The organism is Xenorhabdus lircayensis (genome assembly GCF_016306625.1).
In the GTDB taxonomy this organism is placed as follows: domain Bacteria; phylum Pseudomonadota; class Gammaproteobacteria; order Enterobacterales; family Enterobacteriaceae; genus Xenorhabdus; species Xenorhabdus lircayensis.
The window spans coordinates 188,822-210,309 of the sequence record NZ_JACOII010000020.1; the positions used below are offsets into that span (position 1 = coordinate 188,822).

The following is a 21,488-nucleotide window of genomic DNA, read 5'->3' on the forward strand; positions in this document are numbered from 1 at the left end:
AGGGTTGGCTTGCAAAAATGCAATAGCCAACCCTTTTTCTAAGATGTCATTAGATCAGTTTCAGGGCAATCCAGTACAGGATGCCTGACAATCCAATTGAAATAGGCAGCGTCAAAACCCACGCCAGCATGATATTTTTGATGGTCTTGCTTTGAACACCACCACCATCAACCAGCATCGTACCTGCTACCGCAGAAGAGAGTACCTGTGTCGTGGACACTGGCATACCCGTATAACTGGCAACACCAATGGAAACCGCAGCCGTAACCTGAGCAGAAACGCCTTGGGCATAGGTCATGCCTTTTTTGCCAATCTTCTCACCGATGGTAACAGCAACACGCTTCCAACCTACCATTGTACCCAGAGACAGGGCGAGTGCCACTGCAATGATGATCCACAACGGTGCATATTCCACGGTATTCAACAGATCTTTACGCAGTTTATTCAGGAAACGAGTATCTTCAAGACTGGTTTCTGGCAATTTAGCCACTGCACCAGCCGTGTCAGCAATGCACATCAGCATACGACGCATGTTGTTACGTTGATCTGGTGTCAATTCGCTGAAATTCTGGATATTCCCCAGCATGTTTTCAGTCTTGTTCAGAACCACCAGCGCTCGTGAGCTATCGCAATGGAACGTCATATCCAGCGAATCTTTCACGGAAGAGACGGCCGGAGTCAGTTCAATCGCATGAGTCAATGCCGGACTATGCTGTTCATAATACTGCTGCAAATGGACAACGGCATCATGAGTACGAGCGATGTCATAACTGGTTGAGTTCATATTGACGACGAAGCCGGCTGGCGCAACACCAATCAGAACCAACATGATCAAACCGATACCTTTCTGGCCATCGTTTGCTCCGTGGGAGAAACTCACGCCAACAGCAGAAAGAATCAGGGCAGTACGTGTCCAGAATGGAGGTTTACGTTTACCATCCTGTTTTTCACGTTCGGCAGGTGTCATGTGGATACGGCGACGTTTTTTCGTACCGCTCCAATAGCGGCGCAGTAAAAACACCATCGCTCCGGCAATCACCAGACCAACAAGAGGAGACAGGATCAAGGACATGAAAATCTGTATCATCTTCGGAATATTCAACGCATCAACCACCGAAGTACTGGTCACTATCGCATTGGTCAGGCCGATGCCGATAATAGAGCCAATCAACGTATGTGAACTAGATGCTGGAATGCCGAAATACCACGTGCCTAAATTCCAGATAATCGCCGCCAGCAGCATGGAAAAAACCATAGCCAAACCGTGAGCCGAACTGACATTTAGTAGAAGATCCGTAGGCAGTAGATGCACAATCGCGTAAGCGACACTTAATCCACCAAGGAGAACACCAAAAAAGTTAAAAACCCCTGCCATGACAACGGCAAACTGCGAACGCATCGCCCGGGTATAAATAACAGTTGCTACTGCGTTTGCGGTATCATGAAACCCATTGATGGCTTCATAGAAAAGCACAAACAACAGAGCAAGCACTAACATAAGGCCGGTATAAAATTCCAGGCCAGTAAACAGATGTAGCATAAACGTTAAGCCAGTTAGTAGGACATGAACGCGCGCATTATCAGTGACAAACGTTAGCGGGAAAAGAGAAATATGCCCTTTTTTTGATTTAATGACAATAAAATAACATAAATCAATTCATATTTATCAATAATATCAAATGGTTATTTAATTTTAATGTTTTGATATTTTTTTGACAAAAAATCACTTTTTACGGCAAAAAGTTAAACCAAATGCATATTTTTCTCTGTAGTTCGCAAGCAGTTCCTCCACTACGCGGTAATTTCCTACAAAATAACTCGGCCAAAAGAGACAAACGAATGGAAAAATTTGATGTAGTTGTTATTGGTGCTGGCGCGGCTGGCTTGTTTTGCGCTGCTCAGGCAGGGCAAGCCGGATTAAACGTTCTGGTACTGGATAATGGCAAAAAAGCAGGTCGCAAGATTTTGATGTCCGGTGGCGGGCGCTGCAATTTTACCAACATGTATACCGAACCGATGGCATACCTTTCTGACAACCCCCATTTTTGTAAGTCAGCACTTGCTCGCTATACCCAATGGGATTTTATTGACCTTATACAACGCCACGGTATCCCTTATCACGAAAAAACATTAGGTCAGCTTTTCTGTGACGACTCAGCCCAAAAAATTATAGACCTGCTTTTAAAAGAGTGCGAAACAGGCGGAGTTAATGTTCGGTTACGCAGTGAAGTCACCCATGTAGAAAAGAAAGAACAGGGTTTTATTATCAGCGCAGCGGGAAAGGAAGTAAGTACACACTCACTCGTTATTGCATCCGGTGGCCTATCGATGCCCGGATTGGGGGCTTCGCCTTTAGGCTATCGCATCGCAGAACAATTCGGACTGAATATCCTGCCTACACGTGCAGCCTTAGTGCCATTCACTCTACATAAGCAGCTATTGGAACAATTGCAAACGCTCTCGGGTGTCGCAGTTCCTTCCGTAGTAACCGCAAAAGATGGCACGGTATTCAGGGAAAACATTTTGTTCACCCATCGCGGTCTCTCTGGCCCCGCTATTTTGCAGATTTCGAGTTATTGGCAGTCTGGTGAGTATGTGAGTATTAACTTACTCCCTGACACAGATTTGGAGAGCTTTCTGGATCAAGAACGAGAATCTCATCCTAATCAGAGTTTGAAAAATGCGCTGGCTAAACTGCTCCCCAAACGTTTAATTGAATGTTTGCAGTCTCTTGGACAATTGCCGGAACTTTCCCTGAAACAGCTCAATCCGGCTCAGAAAAAAGATCTGATCACCACCCTGCAATACTGGCAGGTACAACCAAACGGTACAGAAGGCTATCGCACGGCGGAAGTTACTCTTGGCGGAGTGGATACTAACGAACTCTCTTCAAAAACGATGGAATCCCATAAAGTAAAAGGGTTGTACTTTATTGGCGAAGTGGTCGATGTAACCGGCTGGCTCGGTGGGTATAACTTCCAGTGGGCGTGGAGTTCCGCATGGGCTTGTGCGCAGGCTTTGGCAAGCGGTGAATAAACTCAATTTTTCCGTAAGACGAGTTGAATACAGTAAATAAAGCCTGCTCTTAGCGAGAACCACTGTAAACCCTCGCCCAATGCAAAGATATCGCAATACCTTCACGCACGACCTGTTAATAGCTTGCTTTATCCACGTAAATCAACAAACAAGCGATCACTGAAAAAAAACCGTGAAAAAATATCAAGTGATCGCTTAGCCACGATGAAATTAAATGTATTTCTGGGGATAATTCTGAACTCAGATGCCATATCCTGTAGCCCCTGCCAAACATTAACATAATAATAAATAATGAAATAGCACATTAAATAATGACACCCAAAAACGCCTAATCCCCCTACAAAACATAAGATAATAGTTTGATTGTTATCATGCAGTTTGGAATAATGCGCCCACAAACACAAGGCTAAGTATTAACTATAAAAATAGGAAGTTTTGGTATCTAATATCAATATATAGCAATAAAGTCCAATAACAGACTTTATTGTCTCCATAAAACCAAACATTACACTACTTCAAAGCATCAGTTGTTGACTAACATCAACACCTTTATTCATTACATTAAATAATAAATGAAACCTATCAGAGGTGGGTGTTTTTCATACGCCAATGAATAAACAAATTAAACTTTTTTGATTAGCCATCCTCTGCCATTGTTACTGAAGAATGAGTCTGAATATGCAAAATTTACCTCACGTCAAAGCATTGTGTGCTGTCGCACACCCTTATCGTGCTTGTGCCGAATATGATGCATTATTTGATACTGCTATGCGTGAACTGACGTTTTATCACTGTGAATATACCCCTGGTTATGAGCAGTGGCTGACAGATCATGGTCTGGATAAACAAGCGATTATGGAGCTGAATGATTGGTCAAGCCTGCCTCTGCTGTTTGCCAATTATTTCAAGCGTAATCTGATACTCAGTGAAAGTGCAAAAGATGCGCTGGAGCTGACTTCTTCCGGAACGACCGGACAGAAGAGCCGCATGCGCTACGATTCTGAGAGTATTACCGCAGCCCAGTATATGGTGGACTGCATTTTCGACTATTACGGCTGGAATACTCCCGATCAGCCGTGTAATTATCTGCTGCTCAGCTATGAACCTGCCGGTGCTGTCACGTTAGGTACGGCCTATACCGATCAGTTTCTGGCTAAATATGCCCCTGTAAACCGAGCCCACTACGCTTTGCGTCATAATGGGCAGGGTAATGAATTCGATCCGTTTGGCACAATTACGGCACTTCAGCAATTTGCAGAGGAAGGGCTGCCAGTGCGCATTTTCGGTTTTCCTGCTTTTTTGTGGTTTACCCTGCAAAAAATGGAACAAATGGGGCTGCCTGCACTGAAATTACACCCCGAATCACTGGTTTTTCTCGGCGGAGGCTGGAAGACGCATGCCGATAAATCCATCCCTAAGAAAGAATTGTATCAACGCCTGACGGAGCAACTGGGCATCCCTGATATACGCTGCCGTGATGGTTATGGTTCGGTTGAACATCCAGTCCCTTATGTTGAATGTTCTCACCATAATTTTCATGTGCCGATTTATGCCCGTGCTTACGTGCGCCACACCGCCAACTTATCTCGTCAGCCTTATGGTGAACCGGGTTTTCTGCATTTTACATCGCCTTTTATCACCTCTTGCCCTGCCCACAGCATCGTGACCAGCGATCTTGCCGTTCTGCATTCTGGTGAAAGTTGTGGTTGTGAGCTGAATACCGACTGGTTTGAGCTGCTTGGCCGTGCCGGAACCAGCAAGGGCCGTAGTTGTGCTATCGCCGCTTCAGAATTGATTAAGAGATCTTGATATGTCTTCCGTAAATACAATGAATAACCCGGTTTCTTCAGAGCAGTTGGCAGAACAAAAAATCGCAAAATTACGTGAGCAATTACCGGGGCTGCTAGCACGTCCCCATACTTCAGAGCAGGTGCTTGATTGCGCACAACGCTTTGCTGATTATCTCGCCAGTCTGAGTGAGCATCCCCTGTTTGATGCTAATGCCAGAAAAGCACTTATTGGATTCTGTCAACGTAACGCTTTACAGGCCAAGCTGGAGCGTGAACTAGGGCAGAATGCCTTTTCATTGCGTCGATTCGATTATAATCAGAACCGATATGAAACTTGGAAGCCTATCGGATTAGTCGTCCATATCACGCCTTCCAATGCTGAGCTCCTGCCCTTTATGGCAGTGATAGAAAGTTTATTGGTTGGTAATATCAACTGGTTACGTCCTAGCAGCAGCGATAATGGATTTAGCACACAGCTCCTGACAGAATTTTTAGCTCACGATATCTCCGGTAATTTAGTTGATCGGGTAGCTGTCTTGCCGTTATCTGTGGCTCAACTGCCAGAATTGCTAATTCAGGCGGATGCTGTCTCTGCGTGGGGCAGCAACGCCGCGCTGGAATCCATTCGCGCCCAACTGCCGTCCGGCTGTCGCTGGATAGATTGGGGACATCGCATCAGTTTTGCCTGGTTAAGCCCGGATGCTATTGATGATGCGCAATTGGATGCGCTGGCTGATGATGTCTGTCGTTATGACCAACAAGCCTGCTCCAGTCCACAATGTTTGCTGGTCGATAGCAGCGATCCAGACGTTTTGCAGCAAATCGGACAACGCATGGCTGCCGCTCTACAGCGCCGTTCCGAATTACATCCGGCACTAAAACCAGATGTGCAGGAAGCCGCTGAAATTACCACCCAAACGGCTTTTCAACGACTCGATCTGGCTTTTACACCGGTCAAGGGTGAAGTCTGGCAGGCCGATGGATGGCGGGTGATATGGCGCCACGAAGAGGAACTCGAGGCTTCCCCATTATTCCGCACATTACAGGTACGTCCGGCTCCGCGCCAAAGATTGTGCTCTATTTTGTTGCCTTGGCGTAATCACCTGCAAAGTTGTGCTTTGATTACCCGTCAGGAACATATAGTTGAAATGAGCCATAATCTGTTTGCAGCAGGTGTCAGCCGTATCACTCCCGCAGGTCAGATGCATGATGGATATAGCGGTGAACCACATGATGGTGTCTACGCGCTGTCACGCCTTACCAAGCGTGTTTCCGTTAACCTTGCCCCAAATGTAATGACAGGCTGCGCTCATCTTGATATTCCACCCGCGCGTCCACACGGGTTGAAAAACCTGCCTGTGATGAATAAAGCCGATTTTCAGGCAATGGTTCCAAATGACAAAGCCCGCCTGTTTTTCCGCAGCGGTGGCAGTACAGGTGAACCTAAACTCGCGGCTTACAGTTACCACGATTATCATCAGCAAATGCTGTCAGCCGCCGATGGGGTGTTCTCCTCCGGGCTTGAACCTGCTACCGATCGGGTCATGAACCTGTTGTATGGTGGAAAACTGTACGGCGGGATGATGAGCTTTTTCACCATTCTGGACAAATTGGGTGTAGCTCAATATCCGATGGGCGGCCCTACCGATAATGATTTCAGTGAAATTGCTGATTTTATCGTACACCAACGCATTAATACGTTGGTCGGAATGCCAAGCACACTGCATCGATTATTTTTGAATGAAGAAGCCAAACTACGTCAATACGGTGGCGTTCGTAAGGTGTTCTGTGGTGGCGAACACTTGAATATGAGTCAGAGGGCTTTCCTGACAAGTTTCGGCGTCACCCTTATTCGTTCAACAATTTACGGTTCAGTAGATGCCGGCCCGATGGGACATGGATGTGCAGCCAGCGAAGACGGCGTTTTCCATTTAATGGCCGATACCCAATGGCTGGAAATCCTCAATGAGGAGAATGACCAACCAGCAGCAGACGGAGAAACCGGTCGTCTGGTATTTACTTCTCTGCATCGCGAGGCGCAATCTGTCCAGCGCTATGATTTAGGGGATTTTGGTTGCTGGGTTAATCAACCTTGTTCTTGTGGCCTGTCTTCACCCCGTTTCCGGTTGTTAGGACGTAACGGTTCTCTGTTACGCGTAGGCAGTATTTTTGTCAATCTGGCCGATTTGTCTGAACAACTGGGCTTGCCCGTGCAATGGATAATCGACCATAACAGTGATGGCATCGATAGCATTCGGTTACTGGTTGCCTCTTCCGACCCAATCGAAGTGCGCCAACGTTTATTGCAGGATACAAAAATCGCCGAAGTCGTTAACGGAAACTTATTGATGTTAGACATTATTTCGACTTCTTCCACTGATTTCCAGCAAAACGGCCACAGTGGAAAAACTCCATTATTCATTGACTTGCGTAAATATTAATTGAGTAAAATTAAAATGATGACCCAAACGACATTGATTGATTTGCTCCATCATGCACGCGAGCATTCTGCTTATTACAACGATCTCTACAAGTCCGTTCCTGATAATTGGACCCTGAAAGATTTACCCATCGTGGAGCCCGGTAGTTACTGGGAACATTCCAACGACCTGCAAACATGGTCGGTTCTGACCGCACCGTTAGAAGGCGGTCATGTGTATAAAACGGGTGGATCAACCAGCGATGGCCGGTTATCGGTTTTCAGCCAACAAGAATGGAAAGCGTTTATTCACGCTTTTGGTCAAGGTATTGCCCGTCAGTTGAACGCGGGGGATCGGGTAGCTAACCTGTTTTTTGCTGGCGATCTTTATACCAGTTTTATCTTCATCCATGGTGCATTATCGAATGCGCCACTCCCTATCATGGAATTTCCTTTTACCTGTAAGGTTGAAGACGATCTGCTGATCAGCAATATCCGGCTCCACAACATCAATGTGTTGGCTGGTGTCCCCGTTCAGTTAATCCGCTTGGCTCACTATCTAAAAGAAACAGAACAAACTTTGCCGATGGTAGAGACCATTCTATACGGCGGTGAAAGTCTGTTTGATGCACAAATCGCCATCATACGGCAGGTTTTCCCTAACGCACGTCTGGGATCAATCGGGTGTGCCAGTGTTGATGCAGGCTTGATCGGCTTTGCTGATCCTGAATGTAAACAGGGTGAACACAGAGTCTTTGATGACAACACGATTATTGAGATCGTCGATGAAACGACCCACGAGCCGATTACCATTCCGGGACACTGTGGGCTGTTAGTTGTCACCAACCTGCAACGTCAGCTCATGCCGGTGATCCGCTATCCTACGGGCGATCTGGCTTGTTGGTGTGAACCAGAACAGCCCCACCGTAAGTTCGCTTTGCAAGGACGTGCTAATCAGGGCTACCGCATCCGATTTGGCACACTGTCGTTATTTCCGGACGATCTGGCTGCTCAGCTATCACAGCATATTGAACTTCTGGCATGGCAGTTGGAGCTTAGCCAGCAAACAGGGCAAGACAAAATCCGGTTGTTGGTGGCAAGTCTTCAGACTGTCGATATCAGCAAGATACGCCATAGGGTACTGACTGCCTTTCCAAATTTAGCTAAGGATGGCGTACATCAAAATATGCTGGAGATCGTTCAAACCAATATTGATGGTATGTATACGCACCCACGATCAGGTAAATTGCAGCGAGTTGTGGATCTGCGTAGTTATAATTAAAGGTTGAAATCGATGACTATCTTCCCTTCCGCTATCCAGATTCAAAGCTATCAGTCGGGTGATGATAAAAAAATCAGCCAATTATTCCGTGAAGTTTACGGCGATACGTATGTCTATCCTGATATCTATCTGCCAAGACTTATTGATGATTATCAAATATCGGGGCAATGGTATTCAGCCTTAGCGTTCCATCAAGGACGAATCATTGGTCATGCTTCACTGGTTAAAGATGCCGTGCAGCAAAATCATGCTGAACTCGCACTTATCGCCGTCTATCCCGATTTTCAAGGCTATGGTGTGGCTAAGTCTCTGGGCAATTATTTATGCCGCTATGCGAAAGAGCAAGGTTATAATTTATTGACGATAAAGCAGGTGTGTTCACATCCGAAAAGCCAGTATATTGCTCGAAATTTAGGCTTTTACTCCACAGCCCTGATGTTGGATTATGTCGATTCACCATTTGGTCTGCCAGAGCCTGAAAGTATCGTACAGGGCATCTTGCCGCTTAAATCATTGCCACTACCTAAACTGAACTGGCCTCAGCCTTGGCAAAACTGGGTTGATCAGATAAGCCAATATGTTGGTGAATCACCCTCAAATACATCGTCAGCATGCCATCGTTTTCTGCCCCCAGAGCCGTTTACCATCAAAAAAAGTGGGCGACGTCTGGATATCACGCTATACGAAGTTCATTCTGACTTTTTATCGGAGGTTATCGATTTTCCTACCAGTCAGTTAATTTATTTAAAATTGCCTGCCTGTGAAGAATCACTGGGATTGTGCTCATCGCTCAAAAAAGGCGGATTTCGATTCGCAGGGCTATGCCCCGATACACATGATGGATGGTTTTTGCTATGGCTACGAGGTTATCAATTGACGCCATACACGTTTCACGACACGGGTACGCAACATCTCTATCAAATGGAGTTAGGGGTATAGCTAAAAATTCTCTTATTTGATTAAAAAAACACTTTACAAATGATATTGAGAACGATTATCATTCCTAACACTTTCAGTGCACCACCTTCAGGGTTCATGTGAAAGTACGACATTGCTCACATTGCTTCCAGTGTTTACTTTATAGGCCAACTTAATGTTGGCTTTTTTTTTGCCTCTTGAACCGTCCTAAATAAGGTTGACACTTTTCTTCATCTATTTAGGAGAGTGTTATGAAATCAGAAAGATACGATGCTCCAAGCGTGTCACGCTTATTTTGATTAAAAAATCACCCAATAATTATAGACTGCAATCTATAATAGCTATAGACTACAATCTATAAAATAACATTGAAATTATAATAAGCATAAAGGACAACCTGTGTGGGAAATAACAACAACAGAGTTATTTGACCAATGGTTTGAAGAACAACTTGCTGAATTGCAAGAAGATGTTTTAGCTGCTATGAATATACTGGAGCTGAAAGGGCCTATGCTTGGAAGACCACTAGTTGATACCTTAAATGGCTCAAAGTATCCAAATATGAAAGAACTTCGAATACAACATCATGGTGATCCAATCCGAGTTTTTTTCGCATTTGATCCGGTTCGTAACGCAATTATTCTTTGTGCCGGTAATAAAGCAGGGAAAAATCAAAAATTGTTCTATAAAGAAATGATTAATATTGCTGACGAACAATTTAAAATCCATCTAGAAAATTTGGAGAAATAATATGGCTACTTTAACAGAACTGATGGCAAAACGTAGCCCTGAAAGCCAGGCGAGGATTAAGGAGAAAGCCGCAGAAATGTTGCTTGAAACACAACTTTACCAAATTCGTGAGGAGTTGGAGCTTTCGCAAACTCAAGTGGCAAAAAACTTGGGTATAGCGCAGTCATCAATTGCAGCTATTGAGCAGCGTGGAAATGAATTAAAAATTTCCACACTGAAAAAATATATTGAATCTATGGGTGGAAAAATGACGCTAGGAGTCACGCTGCCCGATGGTAAATCAATGAATTTTTCTATCTAAAGCAAGTGGGACCATGGTCCCACTTTATTCAAGCCTGTCTGTTTCTCATCATTTGTTACAAATAAATTTATTCACCATATTCAAATATTTTGAATTCTAAGGTTAAATTTCTAATCTTTTATATTTCACGCCTTCAACTAGACTACAAAAAACATTGAGGGATTTTGAAAATGATCTACTTACGTCAGGCTTCAGAACGAGGTCATGCCAATCACGGCTGGCTGGACAGTTGGCACACTTTTTCATTTGCCAACTACCATGATACAAATTTCATGGGCTTTTCTGCCCTCAGAGTCATTAATGAAGATGTGATTGACGCGGGTCAGGGATTTGGCATGCATCCTCATAATGATATGGAAATATTGACCTATGTGCTGTCTGGGGCAGTAGAGCATCAGGACAATATGGGAAATCAGAGGCAGGTATCTGCGGGGGAATTCCAAATTATGAGTGCAGGAACGGGCATCCGTCATTCAGAATATAACCCACATCATGATAGCCAACTGCATCTTTACCAGATCTGGATCATTCCGGAAAAAACAGGGCTTTCTCCTCGTTATGAACAGCGCCGCTTTGATACTGTTGAAGGCCGCCAATTAGTTCTCTCTCCTGATGCACGATCGGGTTCTCTGAAGGTTTTTCAGGATATGACATTGTGGCGTTGGACATTAAAAAATGGTGAAAGTAGTGAATATCGCGGGGAAAAAGCACGAAAAATATGGATTCAGGTTGTTCGTGGTGAAGTGATAATCAATGGGGTACTGGCTACCACCAGCGATGGCGTCGCTATCTGGGATGAATCCCATCTTCAATTAACTGCAAACCAAGAGAGTGAGGTTCTGCTGTTCGATCTGCTATCCAACAGATTAAAAACATTACCGAGTTAAGAAAGAACCCTATCTGGTTGGATAGGGTTCTTTCATGGGATTAGCTTAATTAGATAGCAATTACAGCTTAGGACCAGCCTTCACCAATGCAGCGCCCGCTGCGGTATCGGTATATTTATCGAAATTATCGACAAAGCGCTGCGCCAAGTCTTTTGCCTTAACATCCCATTCGGATTTATCCGCATAGGTGTTGCGAGGGTCTAAAATTCCGGTATCGACACCCGCCAGTGTAGTCGGTACGGCCAAATCAAAAATCGGCAATTCAATGGTATCCGCATCTTCAATATCACCACTCAAAATTGCATCGATAATCGCGCGGGTATCTTTGATGGAAATGCGTTTGCCTGTGCCATTCCAGCCAGTATTGACCAGATAAGCCTTAGCACCCGATGCCTGCATACGTTTAACCAGCACTTCTGCATATTGAGTCGGATGCAGTGACAAAAATGCAGCACCGAAGCAAGCAGAGAAGGTTGGTGTTGGTTCCGTCACACCGCGCTCAGTTCCCGCCAGTTTCGCGGTAAAACCAGACAGGAAGTGATATTGAGTCTGTTCTGGAGTCAGTCGGGAAACCGGAGGCAATACACCGAAAGCATCTGCCGTCAGGAAAATCACTTTAGTCGCGTGCCCTGCTTTTGATACAGGCTTAACGATGTTTTCGATGTGGTAGATTGGATAGGAGACACGGGTATTTTCTGTCTTGGAACCATCATTGAAATCAACGGTGTCATCCGCCAGGACAGTGACATTCTCCAGCAGGGCATCACGGCGAATGGCGTGATAGATATCCGGTTCAGCTTCTTTGGACAAGTTGATGGTTTTCGCGTAACAACCGCCTTCAAAGTTAAACACGCCGTCATCATCCCAGCCATGTTCATCATCACCGATCAACTTACGCTTCGGATCGGTGGAAAGCGTGGTTTTACCCGTACCGGAAAGGCCGAAGAAAATGGCGACATCGCCCTTCTCGCCGACATTGGCTGAACAGTGCATCGAAGCAATACCTTTCAGTGGCAGCAGGTAGTTCATCATTGAGAACATCCCTTTTTTCATTTCACCGCCGTACCAAGTACCCCCGATCAACTGCATACGTTCTGTCAGGTTAAAAGCAACAAAGTTTTCAGAATTCAGCCCCTGCCCTTTCCATTGCGGATTCGTGCATTTGGCACCATTCATCACAATAAAATCAGGTGTGAAGTCAACCAGCTCTTCATCCGATGGACGGATAAACATGTTTTTCACAAAATGAGCCTGCCATGCCACTTCTGTGATAAAACGGACTTTCAGGCGCGTATCTGCATTGGCTCCGCAGAAAGCATCCACCACAAACAAACGTTTGCCTGAAAGCTGCTGAGTAACCAATCCCTTGAGATGAGACCAGGTTTCCTGACTGAGCGGTTTGTTATCGTTCTTGCCTTTACCCTGATCAGCCCACCATACGGTATCGCGAGTAACATCATCGCGAACAATGTATTTATCTTTCGGAGAACGTCCCGTGAAAATACCCGTATCTACCGCGACGGCGCCAAGATTGGTTAATGTGCCGCGCTCATACCCTTGTAGTGAGGATTGAGTTTCTTCAGAGAATAGCAGTTCATAACTTGGGTTATAAACAATTTCACTAACATCACGAATACCATAAACCGCAAGTTCCAGCTCAGTAATGCCTGTAACACTCATTTGTTGCTCCTGGTCAGTTATACTTTATCTCTGTGGGGATAATAAATAATTATGACTAATTAACAGCGATTGTTATCAAAAAATTGAAATTGCATTATTTTTTTTAAGTTTATATGAGACACAGAACACGGAATGAGGGGATGATTAATAATCAAAAGGGCGTAGTCACGCCCCATGAAAAACGGTTATTCACACGGGCAGTGCAACCATGCTGCCGCCACACAGTACAACGACACAATCAGTGCAACTGTTCTTTTTTCGTCGCCTTTATTGCGCTGATATCTTTCTCATCGAAAACGTAATGCATACCACAGAACTCACACTCCATGTCGATTTTTCCATCATTGTGCAAAATTTCCTGAAGATCAGCATCCGCTAACGTCACCAGAGTATCAGCGCAACGTTGCGGGGAACAGGTGCAGCGGAATTCAACCTGCTGAGGCTCGTATAGCGTGACATCTTCTTCATGATAAAGGCGGTGTAAAACCTCTTCCGCATCCAGCGTAAATAGCTCTTCTCCCTTAATGGTTGCGGTCAATTGCACCAGATGGTCAAGCATATCTTCGCTACTTTCCTCAGCACCCGGCAAGATCTGCAATAACATGCCACCTGCCGCCATTTTTCCATCCTGCATTCCGGTACGGATAAACAGGCGGGTTGGCAACTGTTCGGACTGTTTGAAATACGCATCCAGACACTCCGCCAATGTATCACCTTCGAGCGCCGCAACGCCCTGATAACGCTCACCTTCTGTTGGAGTCACAGTGATGACCATATAGCCATTGCCTATCGTGTCTCGCAAGCTGCTTGAAGCAGCCACATCACCATCAATGCGGGCGGTGCCACGCATTTGCTGCTGGTTGTTACCATTAATCACCGCCAGTTTGACCGGCCCATCCCCCTGAATCTGTACCGTGATATCCCCATTGAATTTCAATGTGGCCGTCAGCAGGCTGGTTGCGACCAACAATTCACCCAATAGCTGCTGTACAGGTTGAGGGAAATGATGATTCTCCAGCATCCGCTGGTAGGTCTCACTGACAGAAACGAGTTCCCCTCTGACAGAGTGACTTTCAAATAAAAAGCGGTGTAAGTGGTCATGCTTGGTCATAAATCTCTCTCATTTCACTAAGACGGTTATTCCGGCTCATTTAATTTTGTGTTCTTGAATTTAATCAGTGTACGCCGTTCTTTTTTGTCTGGACGGCGATCGGGATGCGGCATCGTGAGCGCATTCATTTTACGGGCCAATGCCATTTCTCCCCGATTAATAATGCTTTTTGCTGTTTCTTGATAAAGTTGCTGGGCTTCGGCGGCGCTGCGTCTATGACTGCCCAATATCAAGACGGTCACCGTTTTCTCATCATTTCCCTGACGCAGTTTGATCTCTGCATTCAACTCAACCAGTTTACTCGGCTTACTCCGCTGTCCATTATAATGGACTTTTCCCCCTTCAATCATTTCACGCGCGATGGAACGAGTCTTGTAAAAACGAGCAGCCCACAGCCATTTATCAAGGCGAACAGCCTGATCAGTGTCTGAATTCAGCATGGTTGTTTCTCTCAATTATCTAATCCAAATGTCTAATCGGAGCTGGCAAAAAACGGACTGAGGGTAACACAGCCCATCGGATCATCGCCAATCCATTAGCGGTGGCGGCAAATTGAAACAGTTATCGTAGTATTGAGTGATAAGTTGGAGGCGCCGCTGGTTCTTCCGCGTTTTCTTTATCATCAGTATGATGTTGATAGTGAATGTCGCCAGCAATATTGCCAGCAACACACAGCTTCCCAGATAACGAATGAAAGCCGTGGAATCCGGTTCACGATGCAGCATGATATGGCGGGTCCCATTTGCGTCTTCAGACAATCCCGTCACAATCCCGTCTGTTTCAAATTGAGTCCTCATCAGCATATCTGAGATATTCTGTAATTCCCGCCATCGTTCCAGAGCAGCGTGTTCATATATATTGCCCATCCGCATCGGATATTCGACTAATGGATTACCCTCATCACTGAGCAACAAAACACCTCCCGGCGATGGACTATTCATTAGAATGGCCGCTTTATCAATTTCCCGATAGATAAATGATGCGGTAGTGACATCGACCAGCTTTTCCAATGCATCCGCACTGACAGAACGCAATAACACTTTGGTTCCATTCAGTTTCCCTTTTTCAGCATCTTTCAATAGATCATCCCAATTCTTGGCGTTCCCCAGATTGACCAGCGCATTCTTCAGACGGGTACAATCTGCGTCTTTCTGACACAATTTATGCGTTTTCAAGATGATTTGTGAAAAATTGTCAAGCAGGGTCATGCCCGATTTAGCAATGGCTTCATTCAGACTTGGGTTGATTTTCCTGCGGCTTTCAATCGGGTGCAATTGCTCATTGACGGTTGTGATCAGCGCTGATGCATTTTCGATAACGTCAGACTCCAGCATGGGTAATGGCGTCTCGCTGTTCCAATAGATACCAACGCAATCAAATGGAGCGAAGATCGTGATATTGGCTTCAGGTAGGATATTGGGCGGCACATAGCACATCCCGACGCCTTTGACTTTCAGTACATCGCCTTTCCTCAACGGCATTTTTTGCAACTCGTCGACACTGGTGATGACCTTGGTATTACTACCATACAGCCAAGCGAAACTGAGCCGCATGGATAAACTCACTGGCTGGTAAAAGTACAACGTTAGCATGGCAAATACAGAGAAAACGACCAGTATCAAATTTTTCCTGTAACGCTGGTAAGGATAGTGTTTCTCTTCTTCATGCAAGGAGAGATGGCGCCCCTGCCTGACAACATGGCAGTTAGTGTACATATCTATATCGGTATTATGGTCAATATCATGGGAAACATAAGGTTCCCAATGTGCCGGATAAATAAGATCAATGCCGCCCAGTGAGATATTTTTTCTTTGTTCCGGTTCAAACTCACTGAATACCCCCCAACGTTTAGGAATGCCGCTGAAACAATGGATATTTGATAATTTTCGTCTAGAAGGCAACCGGAAATACGGCCAGAAACTAATCAGAATAAGCAAGAAAGCCACCAACATTAGCCATGGCAACATGGGTATGGGCACGAAAAGGGCCACAAACCATAACGACAATCCAGCACACATGAGAAGACCTTCCTGAATGCCTGTTGAGTGTCGCAGACGATTTTCTTCCGGTGTCTCCTTGCGGGTATGCAGTAAGTTAGCACTCGAATTGCCATTTTTTTGAATTGAGGCATGCTCGGTTTTTGCCATGACTCGCGTGATAAGCAAGTCTTGCTGATAATCTTTCAATAAGTGACCATTGACAGCGATAACAAGCGGCATCGATGTCGTCTGAACAATCTCAATCGTATTCTGTTGCTTGATGAATGGCTCAAGCAACACCGGCAAATGTATCTCCGTTTCATCAACATAATAACGCCAATGGTGCGATTCATTCGTGCCGGCTGAAAAACGGGTAATAGGGTGCCTGATAGTATAAACATACTCCTTTTTGACAGGTAACACCGGATAGCCTGCTCGGTGTCTACTACTCGGCTTCATCAGGAGACGAGTATTTCTCAAATAGGATTCAATGGCTTGATATTCATCAGCATTCAGTTTACGACGGGCTGTTTTGACCATTGAAGGTAGATAACGCGCGTTATTAAACCGCCTCCATCTGAAAATCAGAAAGGAAGCCATTATAATCAGGCTAATGATAAAAATAGCCAATATAATGACTAGTGAGCTCATTTTTTCCCCACGCCCATGACAGCAGTACAGAGATTGGCAGAATAACAATCTCGTGAAACACACAGAATAAGGCTATTCCTATTCTTGCATTCTATTTTTAATTTTATTTACATAAGGTTATATAAATTTTCTCATAACTTTCCATAAAATAAAGTCTTTTTTGTAAGGGTAAGATAGCAACAAAAATACATTCAAGCGATAATCGCTATCATTTACTAACATAATCAGCCATATTAACGCAAAGTTTAGATGCGTATCCAATTTCATTACAAGGCTGGAATTAACCAAGATGTTTTAAGTAATTGGGCGCATTATTGTTTTCAATTATCCAGCATATTACAACCATCAGGGGCAAGCATGACTAATTTTAAAAAGCCTAACATACTGAATATAAATGACATTGCCCACTCACGTTTATTCAATATTCAATCTGTTGATCTTGAATTCAGCAATGGTGTAAAACGAGTTTACGAACGTATGAAACCCACCAATCGTGAAGCTGTTCTAATTATTCCCATCATAGGGGATGAATTAGTCCTTATTCATGAATATGCCGTTGGTATTGAACAATACGAGTTAGGTTTTCCAAAAGGTGCCATTGATGCAGGGGAGAGTGTCCTTGAAGCCGCCAATCGTGAATTGAAGGAAGAAATTGGTTTTGGTGCAGGGAAATTGAAGCTGCTGACGAAATTGACTATGGCGCCGTCCTATTTTTCCAGCAAGATGAATATCGTGATTGCCCATGATCTTTATCCCGAACGTTTGGAAGGGGACGAACCTGAACCGCTGGTGCAAGTGCGCTGGCCTATCTCTGACATGATGTCACTGTTGGAGCACCCTGATTTCAACGAAGCCAGAAATGTCAGCGCTCTATTTTTTGCCCAACGGTACCTGCAAGCAAAAAAATAATAGGAAACTTTGGTTAAATTATTTTCTGAAACGGGTATAAAATTTGGTATCTAAATATCAATTTTTATACCCGTTTTAAACGAAAACCGGAAATAAAAAATATATCCCTGAATAGAATAGGGTCTAATTTTATTAGTATAATAATCTGAATTATATTTCACAAACAATTACTCAGTTTATCAAAAATAATAAATAAACAGCTTTACTATATTCCAAAAATTAATTCGTATCATAATCATACCTCCACCATAAAATTATCCTCTTTGTTGACTAATCACTTATTTAAAGTAAACACGTTGAAATAAAATAATTTTTTAAGAAACGATCAGAACCTAAATATATTTTAGGCTGGATAACCATCATTGACAGGCCATAGTGTAATCAAGCTCATCAGTCAATAAAACATAACTCACAGTTATGGCCTGGAAATAGGAATGTTGTTTTCTCTAACTACATTTCTCTATTTAAAAGGTATCATTTATGGCAAATAATATAGAATCACGGATTAGCTAAAAAACGCTCTTTAACGATAATCAGGGTTTCTATTGCTTTCCGGGTTTACCCGAAGCCAATGATGGCCCTCTGTCTTATTTAGTCAATTTATATCAACAGGTTAGGATATTTTAGAATGATACAGATAAAAAAATGCCCGATTTCTCAACCAACAACGACCTGATATTGAAAAATTACTGCTTGATAGAAAAAACCTAAATAAAACCAGTGGATTAAGTGCTAATTACCCCAATAATCCGTAATCTATCATCCTATTTGCAACAGTGTCCTTTCACTGCCTTTTCATTTTCCACTGAGACAAACCACGAGCCATCTCAACTTGGACGCTGGAATTCTCTGATCAAGATGTGATCGATAACATATTTTATTACCCAGCCTTTATACCTGTATGGCGGTTAAAAGATATCAATATTCATATCCACTATACTGCCGTGGAGGGTGGTAAACAGTTTGCAAAATCTGTAAAAGATAAAATCAAAAAATAATAGGCCAATGGTGAGAAACCTTCATTATCCTATTGATAATATGACGATAATAAAAAGCCTTGTCAGTTTACCGACAGGGCTTTTATCTTTGGTTTCCGTTATGCGGCTACCTGAAAATCAATCAGAACAATTCGTGGCTTTCGCCATTCTCAGTGACTGTCGTTCCCGCATCTGGCACGGCATATTCCGTCGGCTGTGTGCCATCAACGAAATATTCCTTACGGGTATTGCCGCCACCGTTAGATAACTTACCCGTCGCCCGATCAATCGTGACAGAAACAATGCCGGCAGGAGGTACCATCATTTTCTCAGGAACGCCTTCCAGCGCCGATTTCATGAAATCATCCCAAATTGGCTGGGCCGTTTTCGCACCACCTTCACCTTTTAATGCCGGAGTGCGTCCCAGACTTTTGCTATGTTCATCGAAACCAATCCAGACCGTCGCGACCATATCTGGGCCATAACCGGAGAACCACGCATCTTTCGAGCTATTGGTCGTTCCCGTTTTACCGCCAATATCACGGCGCTTCAAATCACGGGCAGCGCGCCAGCCTGTCCCCATCCAACCCGGCTCACCAAAGACATTGGTATTCAAGGCATCATGGATCAGGAACGCCAACGGTGTACTGATGACGTGAGGAGCATACTGTTGATCATCGACGTTAACATTCGCCGATACGCTTTCTAGCTCTGGTTGGGGTGGCATGGCCGAATTTTGCGAGACGTCGGAATGAGCCACATTCTCAATGGAATCTTCAGACAATTCGATGGAACGTGCCGTATCACCATAAATTACCGGAATGTTTTCGCACTGTGGGCAGGCAATTTTAGGTTTGGCTTCGAACAGCACGTGTCCTTCATCATTTTCAATTTTGCTGATGAAATAAGGATCAACCAAGTAACCACCATTTGCCATCACCGCATAGCCACGTACCAACTGCATAGGAGTAAAGGAAGGGGAACCCAGTGCCAAAGATTCTGTACGTACCACGTTTTCGCCCGGCAAACCGAAGCGTTTCAGATAATCAGCGGCGTAATCCACACCCATTGCACGCATGGCCCGAACCATCACCACGTTCTTGGATTGTCCCAAGCCCTGACGCAGACGAACTGGCCCATCGTAAGTCGGTGGTGAGTTCTTCGGACGCCAGTCCGTTCCAGCCCCCGCATCCCAACGGCTGATAGGTGCATCATTCAGCAGTGAAGCTAAAGTCAGCCCTTTATCCATCGCAGCGGTATACAGGAATGGCTTGATGTTGGAACCGACCTGACGCAGTGATTGTGTCACTCGGTTAAATTTACTCAGCTCAAAATCAAATCCACCGACCAACGCGTCTACCGCACCATTCATCGGATTGAGGGAAACCAGCGCCGCGTTGACTTCAGGGAGTTGCGCCAACCACCAGATATCATTGACTTGTCTGACCCAAATCTGTTCACCCGCCCGAATGACATCGTTGACGCTACGCGGTGCAGATCCTTGCTGAGTATCAGTTTTGAATGGACGCGCCCAGCGAACACCTGCCATGGTCAGCTCAACTTTACTGCCATCCACCAGCATCGCTTCCGCTTGGTTGGTGCCGGATTGCGTCACAATCGCCGGCAGCATAGGGCCATACTTGGGCAGCGTTTTCAGCTTATCGATAATCTGCGTTTGGCTCCATGCCGGCTGACTGGCTTTCCATAACACTTCCTGCGCGCCGCGATAACCATGACGAACATCATAATCAATCACATTGGTACGCACAGCATTCACCGCCGCCAACTGGGTTTTTCGCGTAATGGTGGTATAGACCTTATATCCATCGGTATAGGCATTTTCACCATAACGATTGATCATTTCCTGACGTGCCATTTCCGTCAGATAAGGCGCAGAGAAAACAATCTGTGGAGCATGATAACGGGCAACCAGTTTTTCTTCTCGGGCTTCGTTATATTGACTCTGGGTGATATATCCCTCTTCCAACATCCGCCCCAAAACCACATTCCGACGGTTGACCGCTCGATCATAGGAATAAAGCGGGTTAAACGTTGAAGGCGCTTTTGGCAATCCGGCAATCATCGCTATCTCACTCAATGTCAACTCATTGACGTTCTTGCCAAAATAGACGTGAGCCGCCGCGCCAACACCATAGGCGCGATAACCGAGGTAGATCTTGTTGAGATACAGCTCAAGGATTTCATCCTTTGTCAGCAATTGTTCGATCTTAATCGCCAGAAATGCTTCTTTTGCCTTACGTATCAGTGTTTTTTCACGACTGAGGAAGAAATTTCTCGCTAGCTGCTGAGTAATGGTACTCGCCCCTTGGGAAGCATGACCGGAAGTCATTACTACAGAAACCGCACGGATAACTCCGATCGGATCAACACCGTGGTGTTCATAAAAACGGCTATCTTCCGTGGCAATAAAGGCTTTCACCATCAAGGGGGGCATTTCGGACAAGGTAAGGGGCAAACGACGTTTTTCACCATATTGGGCTATCAATTCGCCATCAGCACTGAACACCTGCATCGGTGTTTGTAATCGGACATCCTTTAAAGTCGCGACATCGGGTAACTGTGGCTCGATATATTTGTACAAACCAAAAATCGAGGCGGTTCCCAATAAAATGCAAACAACGATAAGGATCAAAAAATACTTTATGAACTTCACCTGGAATTTCTCACGCCATGTTAATCGGGCAGTTTATAAACGATCAGTACGTAGTATAAAAGGCTTAGTATAAAGGTTATACAGCACTACGGATATGACCTTTCACCAATACCGCCTTCATGGA

General features: G+C 44.7%; 15 protein-coding genes and 1 pseudogene. 10 read left to right on the forward strand and 6 right to left on the reverse strand.

The features are described 5' to 3' along the window. Window positions 1–49: 49 nt before the first annotated feature. Entirely contained in the window at window positions 50–1,540 is a 1,491-nt protein-coding gene (gene pitA / locus H8A87_RS03400; RefSeq protein ID WP_198688588.1) for an inorganic phosphate transporter PitA, read from the reverse strand. Window positions 1,541–1,839: 299 nt separating this feature from the next. Here pitA and H8A87_RS03405 point away from each other — a divergent pair, with 299 nt between their 5' ends. The 8 genes from H8A87_RS03405 (at window position 1,840) to H8A87_RS03440 (ending at window position 11,383) form a co-directional block, all read left to right on the forward strand. Continuing rightward, window positions 1,840–3,036, forward strand: coding sequence for a BaiN/RdsA family NAD(P)/FAD-dependent oxidoreductase (locus tag H8A87_RS03405; RefSeq protein WP_198688589.1), 1,197 nt, complete (start codon window positions 1,840–1,842; stop codon window positions 3,034–3,036). A gap of 678 nt (window positions 3,037–3,714) precedes the next feature. Next, entirely contained in the window at window positions 3,715–4,845 is a 1,131-nt protein-coding gene (locus H8A87_RS03410) for a LuxE/PaaK family acyltransferase (protein ID WP_198688590.1), read from the forward strand. Between the two features lies 1 nt (window position 4,846). Beyond that, window positions 4,847–7,267, forward strand: coding sequence for an acyl-CoA reductase (locus H8A87_RS03415; RefSeq protein ID WP_198688591.1), 2,421 nt, complete (start codon window positions 4,847–4,849; stop codon window positions 7,265–7,267). A gap of 15 nt (window positions 7,268–7,282) precedes the next feature. After that, on the forward strand, window positions 7,283–8,527 hold the full coding sequence (locus H8A87_RS03420; protein WP_198688592.1) for a phenylacetate--CoA ligase family protein: 1,245 nt from the start codon (window positions 7,283–7,285) through the stop codon (window positions 8,525–8,527). Window positions 8,528–8,539: 12 nt separating this feature from the next. Then, window positions 8,540–9,466, forward strand: a complete 927-nt coding sequence (locus H8A87_RS03425) for a GNAT family N-acetyltransferase (RefSeq protein ID WP_198688593.1) — start codon at window positions 8,540–8,542, stop codon at window positions 9,464–9,466. Window positions 9,467–9,844: 378 nt separating this feature from the next. Next, window positions 9,845–10,195, forward strand: a complete 351-nt coding sequence (locus tag H8A87_RS03430; protein WP_198688594.1) for a type II toxin-antitoxin system RelE/ParE family toxin — start codon at window positions 9,845–9,847, stop codon at window positions 10,193–10,195. A gap of 1 nt (window position 10,196) precedes the next feature. Beyond that, entirely contained in the window at window positions 10,197–10,496 is a 300-nt protein-coding gene (locus H8A87_RS03435; RefSeq protein ID WP_198688595.1) for a helix-turn-helix domain-containing protein, read from the forward strand. A gap of 170 nt (window positions 10,497–10,666) precedes the next feature. Beyond that, window positions 10,667–11,383 carry a pirin family protein gene (locus H8A87_RS03440; RefSeq protein WP_198688596.1) on the forward strand — a complete coding sequence of 239 codons (717 nt, stop codon included), beginning with the start codon at window positions 10,667–10,669 and terminating at the stop codon, window positions 11,381–11,383. A gap of 60 nt (window positions 11,384–11,443) precedes the next feature. Here H8A87_RS03440 and pckA read toward each other — a convergent pair whose 3' ends face one another. The 4 genes from pckA to H8A87_RS03460 form a co-directional block, all read right to left on the reverse strand. Beyond that, window positions 11,444–13,063: a phosphoenolpyruvate carboxykinase (ATP) gene (gene pckA, locus H8A87_RS03445; RefSeq protein ID WP_198688597.1), complete on the reverse strand. Its 1,620-nt coding sequence runs from the start codon at window positions 13,061–13,063 to the stop codon at window positions 11,444–11,446. Between the two features lie 238 nt (window positions 13,064–13,301). Further along, window positions 13,302–14,174 (reverse strand): Hsp33 family molecular chaperone HslO, encoded by an 873-nt coding sequence (gene hslO, locus H8A87_RS03450; protein ID WP_198688598.1) that lies wholly within the window; start codon window positions 14,172–14,174, stop codon window positions 13,302–13,304. A 26-nt stretch (window positions 14,175–14,200) separates the two neighbouring features. Next, the gene (hslR, locus tag H8A87_RS03455; RefSeq protein ID WP_198688599.1) at window positions 14,201–14,614 is read right to left on the reverse strand and encodes a ribosome-associated heat shock protein Hsp15; all 414 of its coding nucleotides are present in this window, start codon (window positions 14,612–14,614) and stop codon (window positions 14,201–14,203) included. An 81-nt stretch (window positions 14,615–14,695) separates the two neighbouring features. Then, window positions 14,696–16,804, reverse strand: coding sequence for an IgaA/UmoB family intracellular growth attenuator (locus H8A87_RS03460; RefSeq protein ID WP_198688600.1), 2,109 nt, complete (start codon window positions 16,802–16,804; stop codon window positions 14,696–14,698). A 357-nt stretch (window positions 16,805–17,161) separates the two neighbouring features. Between H8A87_RS03460 and nudE the strand changes: the two genes are divergently transcribed. Both nudE and H8A87_RS20390 read left to right on the forward strand, forming a co-directional pair. Continuing rightward, entirely contained in the window at window positions 17,162–17,713 is a 552-nt protein-coding gene (gene nudE, locus H8A87_RS03465) for an ADP compounds hydrolase NudE (protein ID WP_198688601.1), read from the forward strand. 528 nt (window positions 17,714–18,241) lie between these two features. Next, window positions 18,242–18,340, forward strand: a pseudogene (locus H8A87_RS20390) (hypothetical protein); the annotation flags it as partial. A gap of 492 nt (window positions 18,341–18,832) precedes the next feature. Here the strand turns inward: H8A87_RS20390 and mrcA are convergent. Further along, window positions 18,833–21,364: a peptidoglycan glycosyltransferase/peptidoglycan DD-transpeptidase MrcA gene (gene mrcA, locus H8A87_RS03475; protein ID WP_198688602.1), complete on the reverse strand. Its 2,532-nt coding sequence runs from the start codon at window positions 21,362–21,364 to the stop codon at window positions 18,833–18,835. Window positions 21,365–21,488: the final 124 nt, after the last annotated feature.

What these genes read in the sequence shown, in the direction of transcription:
- pitA (WP_198688588.1), bottom strand. Translation starts at nt 1,540, where the DNA reads ATGCTACATCTGTTTACTGGCCTGGAATTTTATACCGGCCTTATGTTA.
- H8A87_RS03405 (WP_198688589.1), top strand. Translation starts at nt 1,840, where the DNA reads ATGGAAAAATTTGATGTAGTTGTTATTGGTGCTGGCGCGGCTGGCTTG.
- H8A87_RS03410 (WP_198688590.1), top strand. Translation starts at nt 3,715, where the DNA reads ATGCAAAATTTACCTCACGTCAAAGCATTGTGTGCTGTCGCACACCCT.
- H8A87_RS03415 (WP_198688591.1), top strand. Translation starts at nt 4,847, where the DNA reads ATGTCTTCCGTAAATACAATGAATAACCCGGTTTCTTCAGAGCAGTTG.
- H8A87_RS03420 (WP_198688592.1), top strand. Translation starts at nt 7,283, where the DNA reads ATGATGACCCAAACGACATTGATTGATTTGCTCCATCATGCACGCGAG.
- H8A87_RS03425 (WP_198688593.1), top strand. Translation starts at nt 8,540, where the DNA reads ATGACTATCTTCCCTTCCGCTATCCAGATTCAAAGCTATCAGTCGGGT.
- H8A87_RS03435 (WP_198688595.1), top strand. Translation starts at nt 10,197, where the DNA reads ATGGCTACTTTAACAGAACTGATGGCAAAACGTAGCCCTGAAAGCCAG.
- H8A87_RS03440 (WP_198688596.1), top strand. Translation starts at nt 10,667, where the DNA reads ATGATCTACTTACGTCAGGCTTCAGAACGAGGTCATGCCAATCACGGC.
- pckA (WP_198688597.1), bottom strand. Translation starts at nt 13,063, where the DNA reads ATGAGTGTTACAGGCATTACTGAGCTGGAACTTGCGGTTTATGGTATT.
- hslO (WP_198688598.1), bottom strand. Translation starts at nt 14,174, where the DNA reads ATGACCAAGCATGACCACTTACACCGCTTTTTATTTGAAAGTCACTCT.
- hslR (WP_198688599.1), bottom strand. Translation starts at nt 14,614, where the DNA reads ATGCTGAATTCAGACACTGATCAGGCTGTTCGCCTTGATAAATGGCTG.
- H8A87_RS03460 (WP_198688600.1), bottom strand. Translation starts at nt 16,804, where the DNA reads ATGAGCTCACTAGTCATTATATTGGCTATTTTTATCATTAGCCTGATT.
- nudE (WP_198688601.1), top strand. Translation starts at nt 17,162, where the DNA reads ATGACTAATTTTAAAAAGCCTAACATACTGAATATAAATGACATTGCC.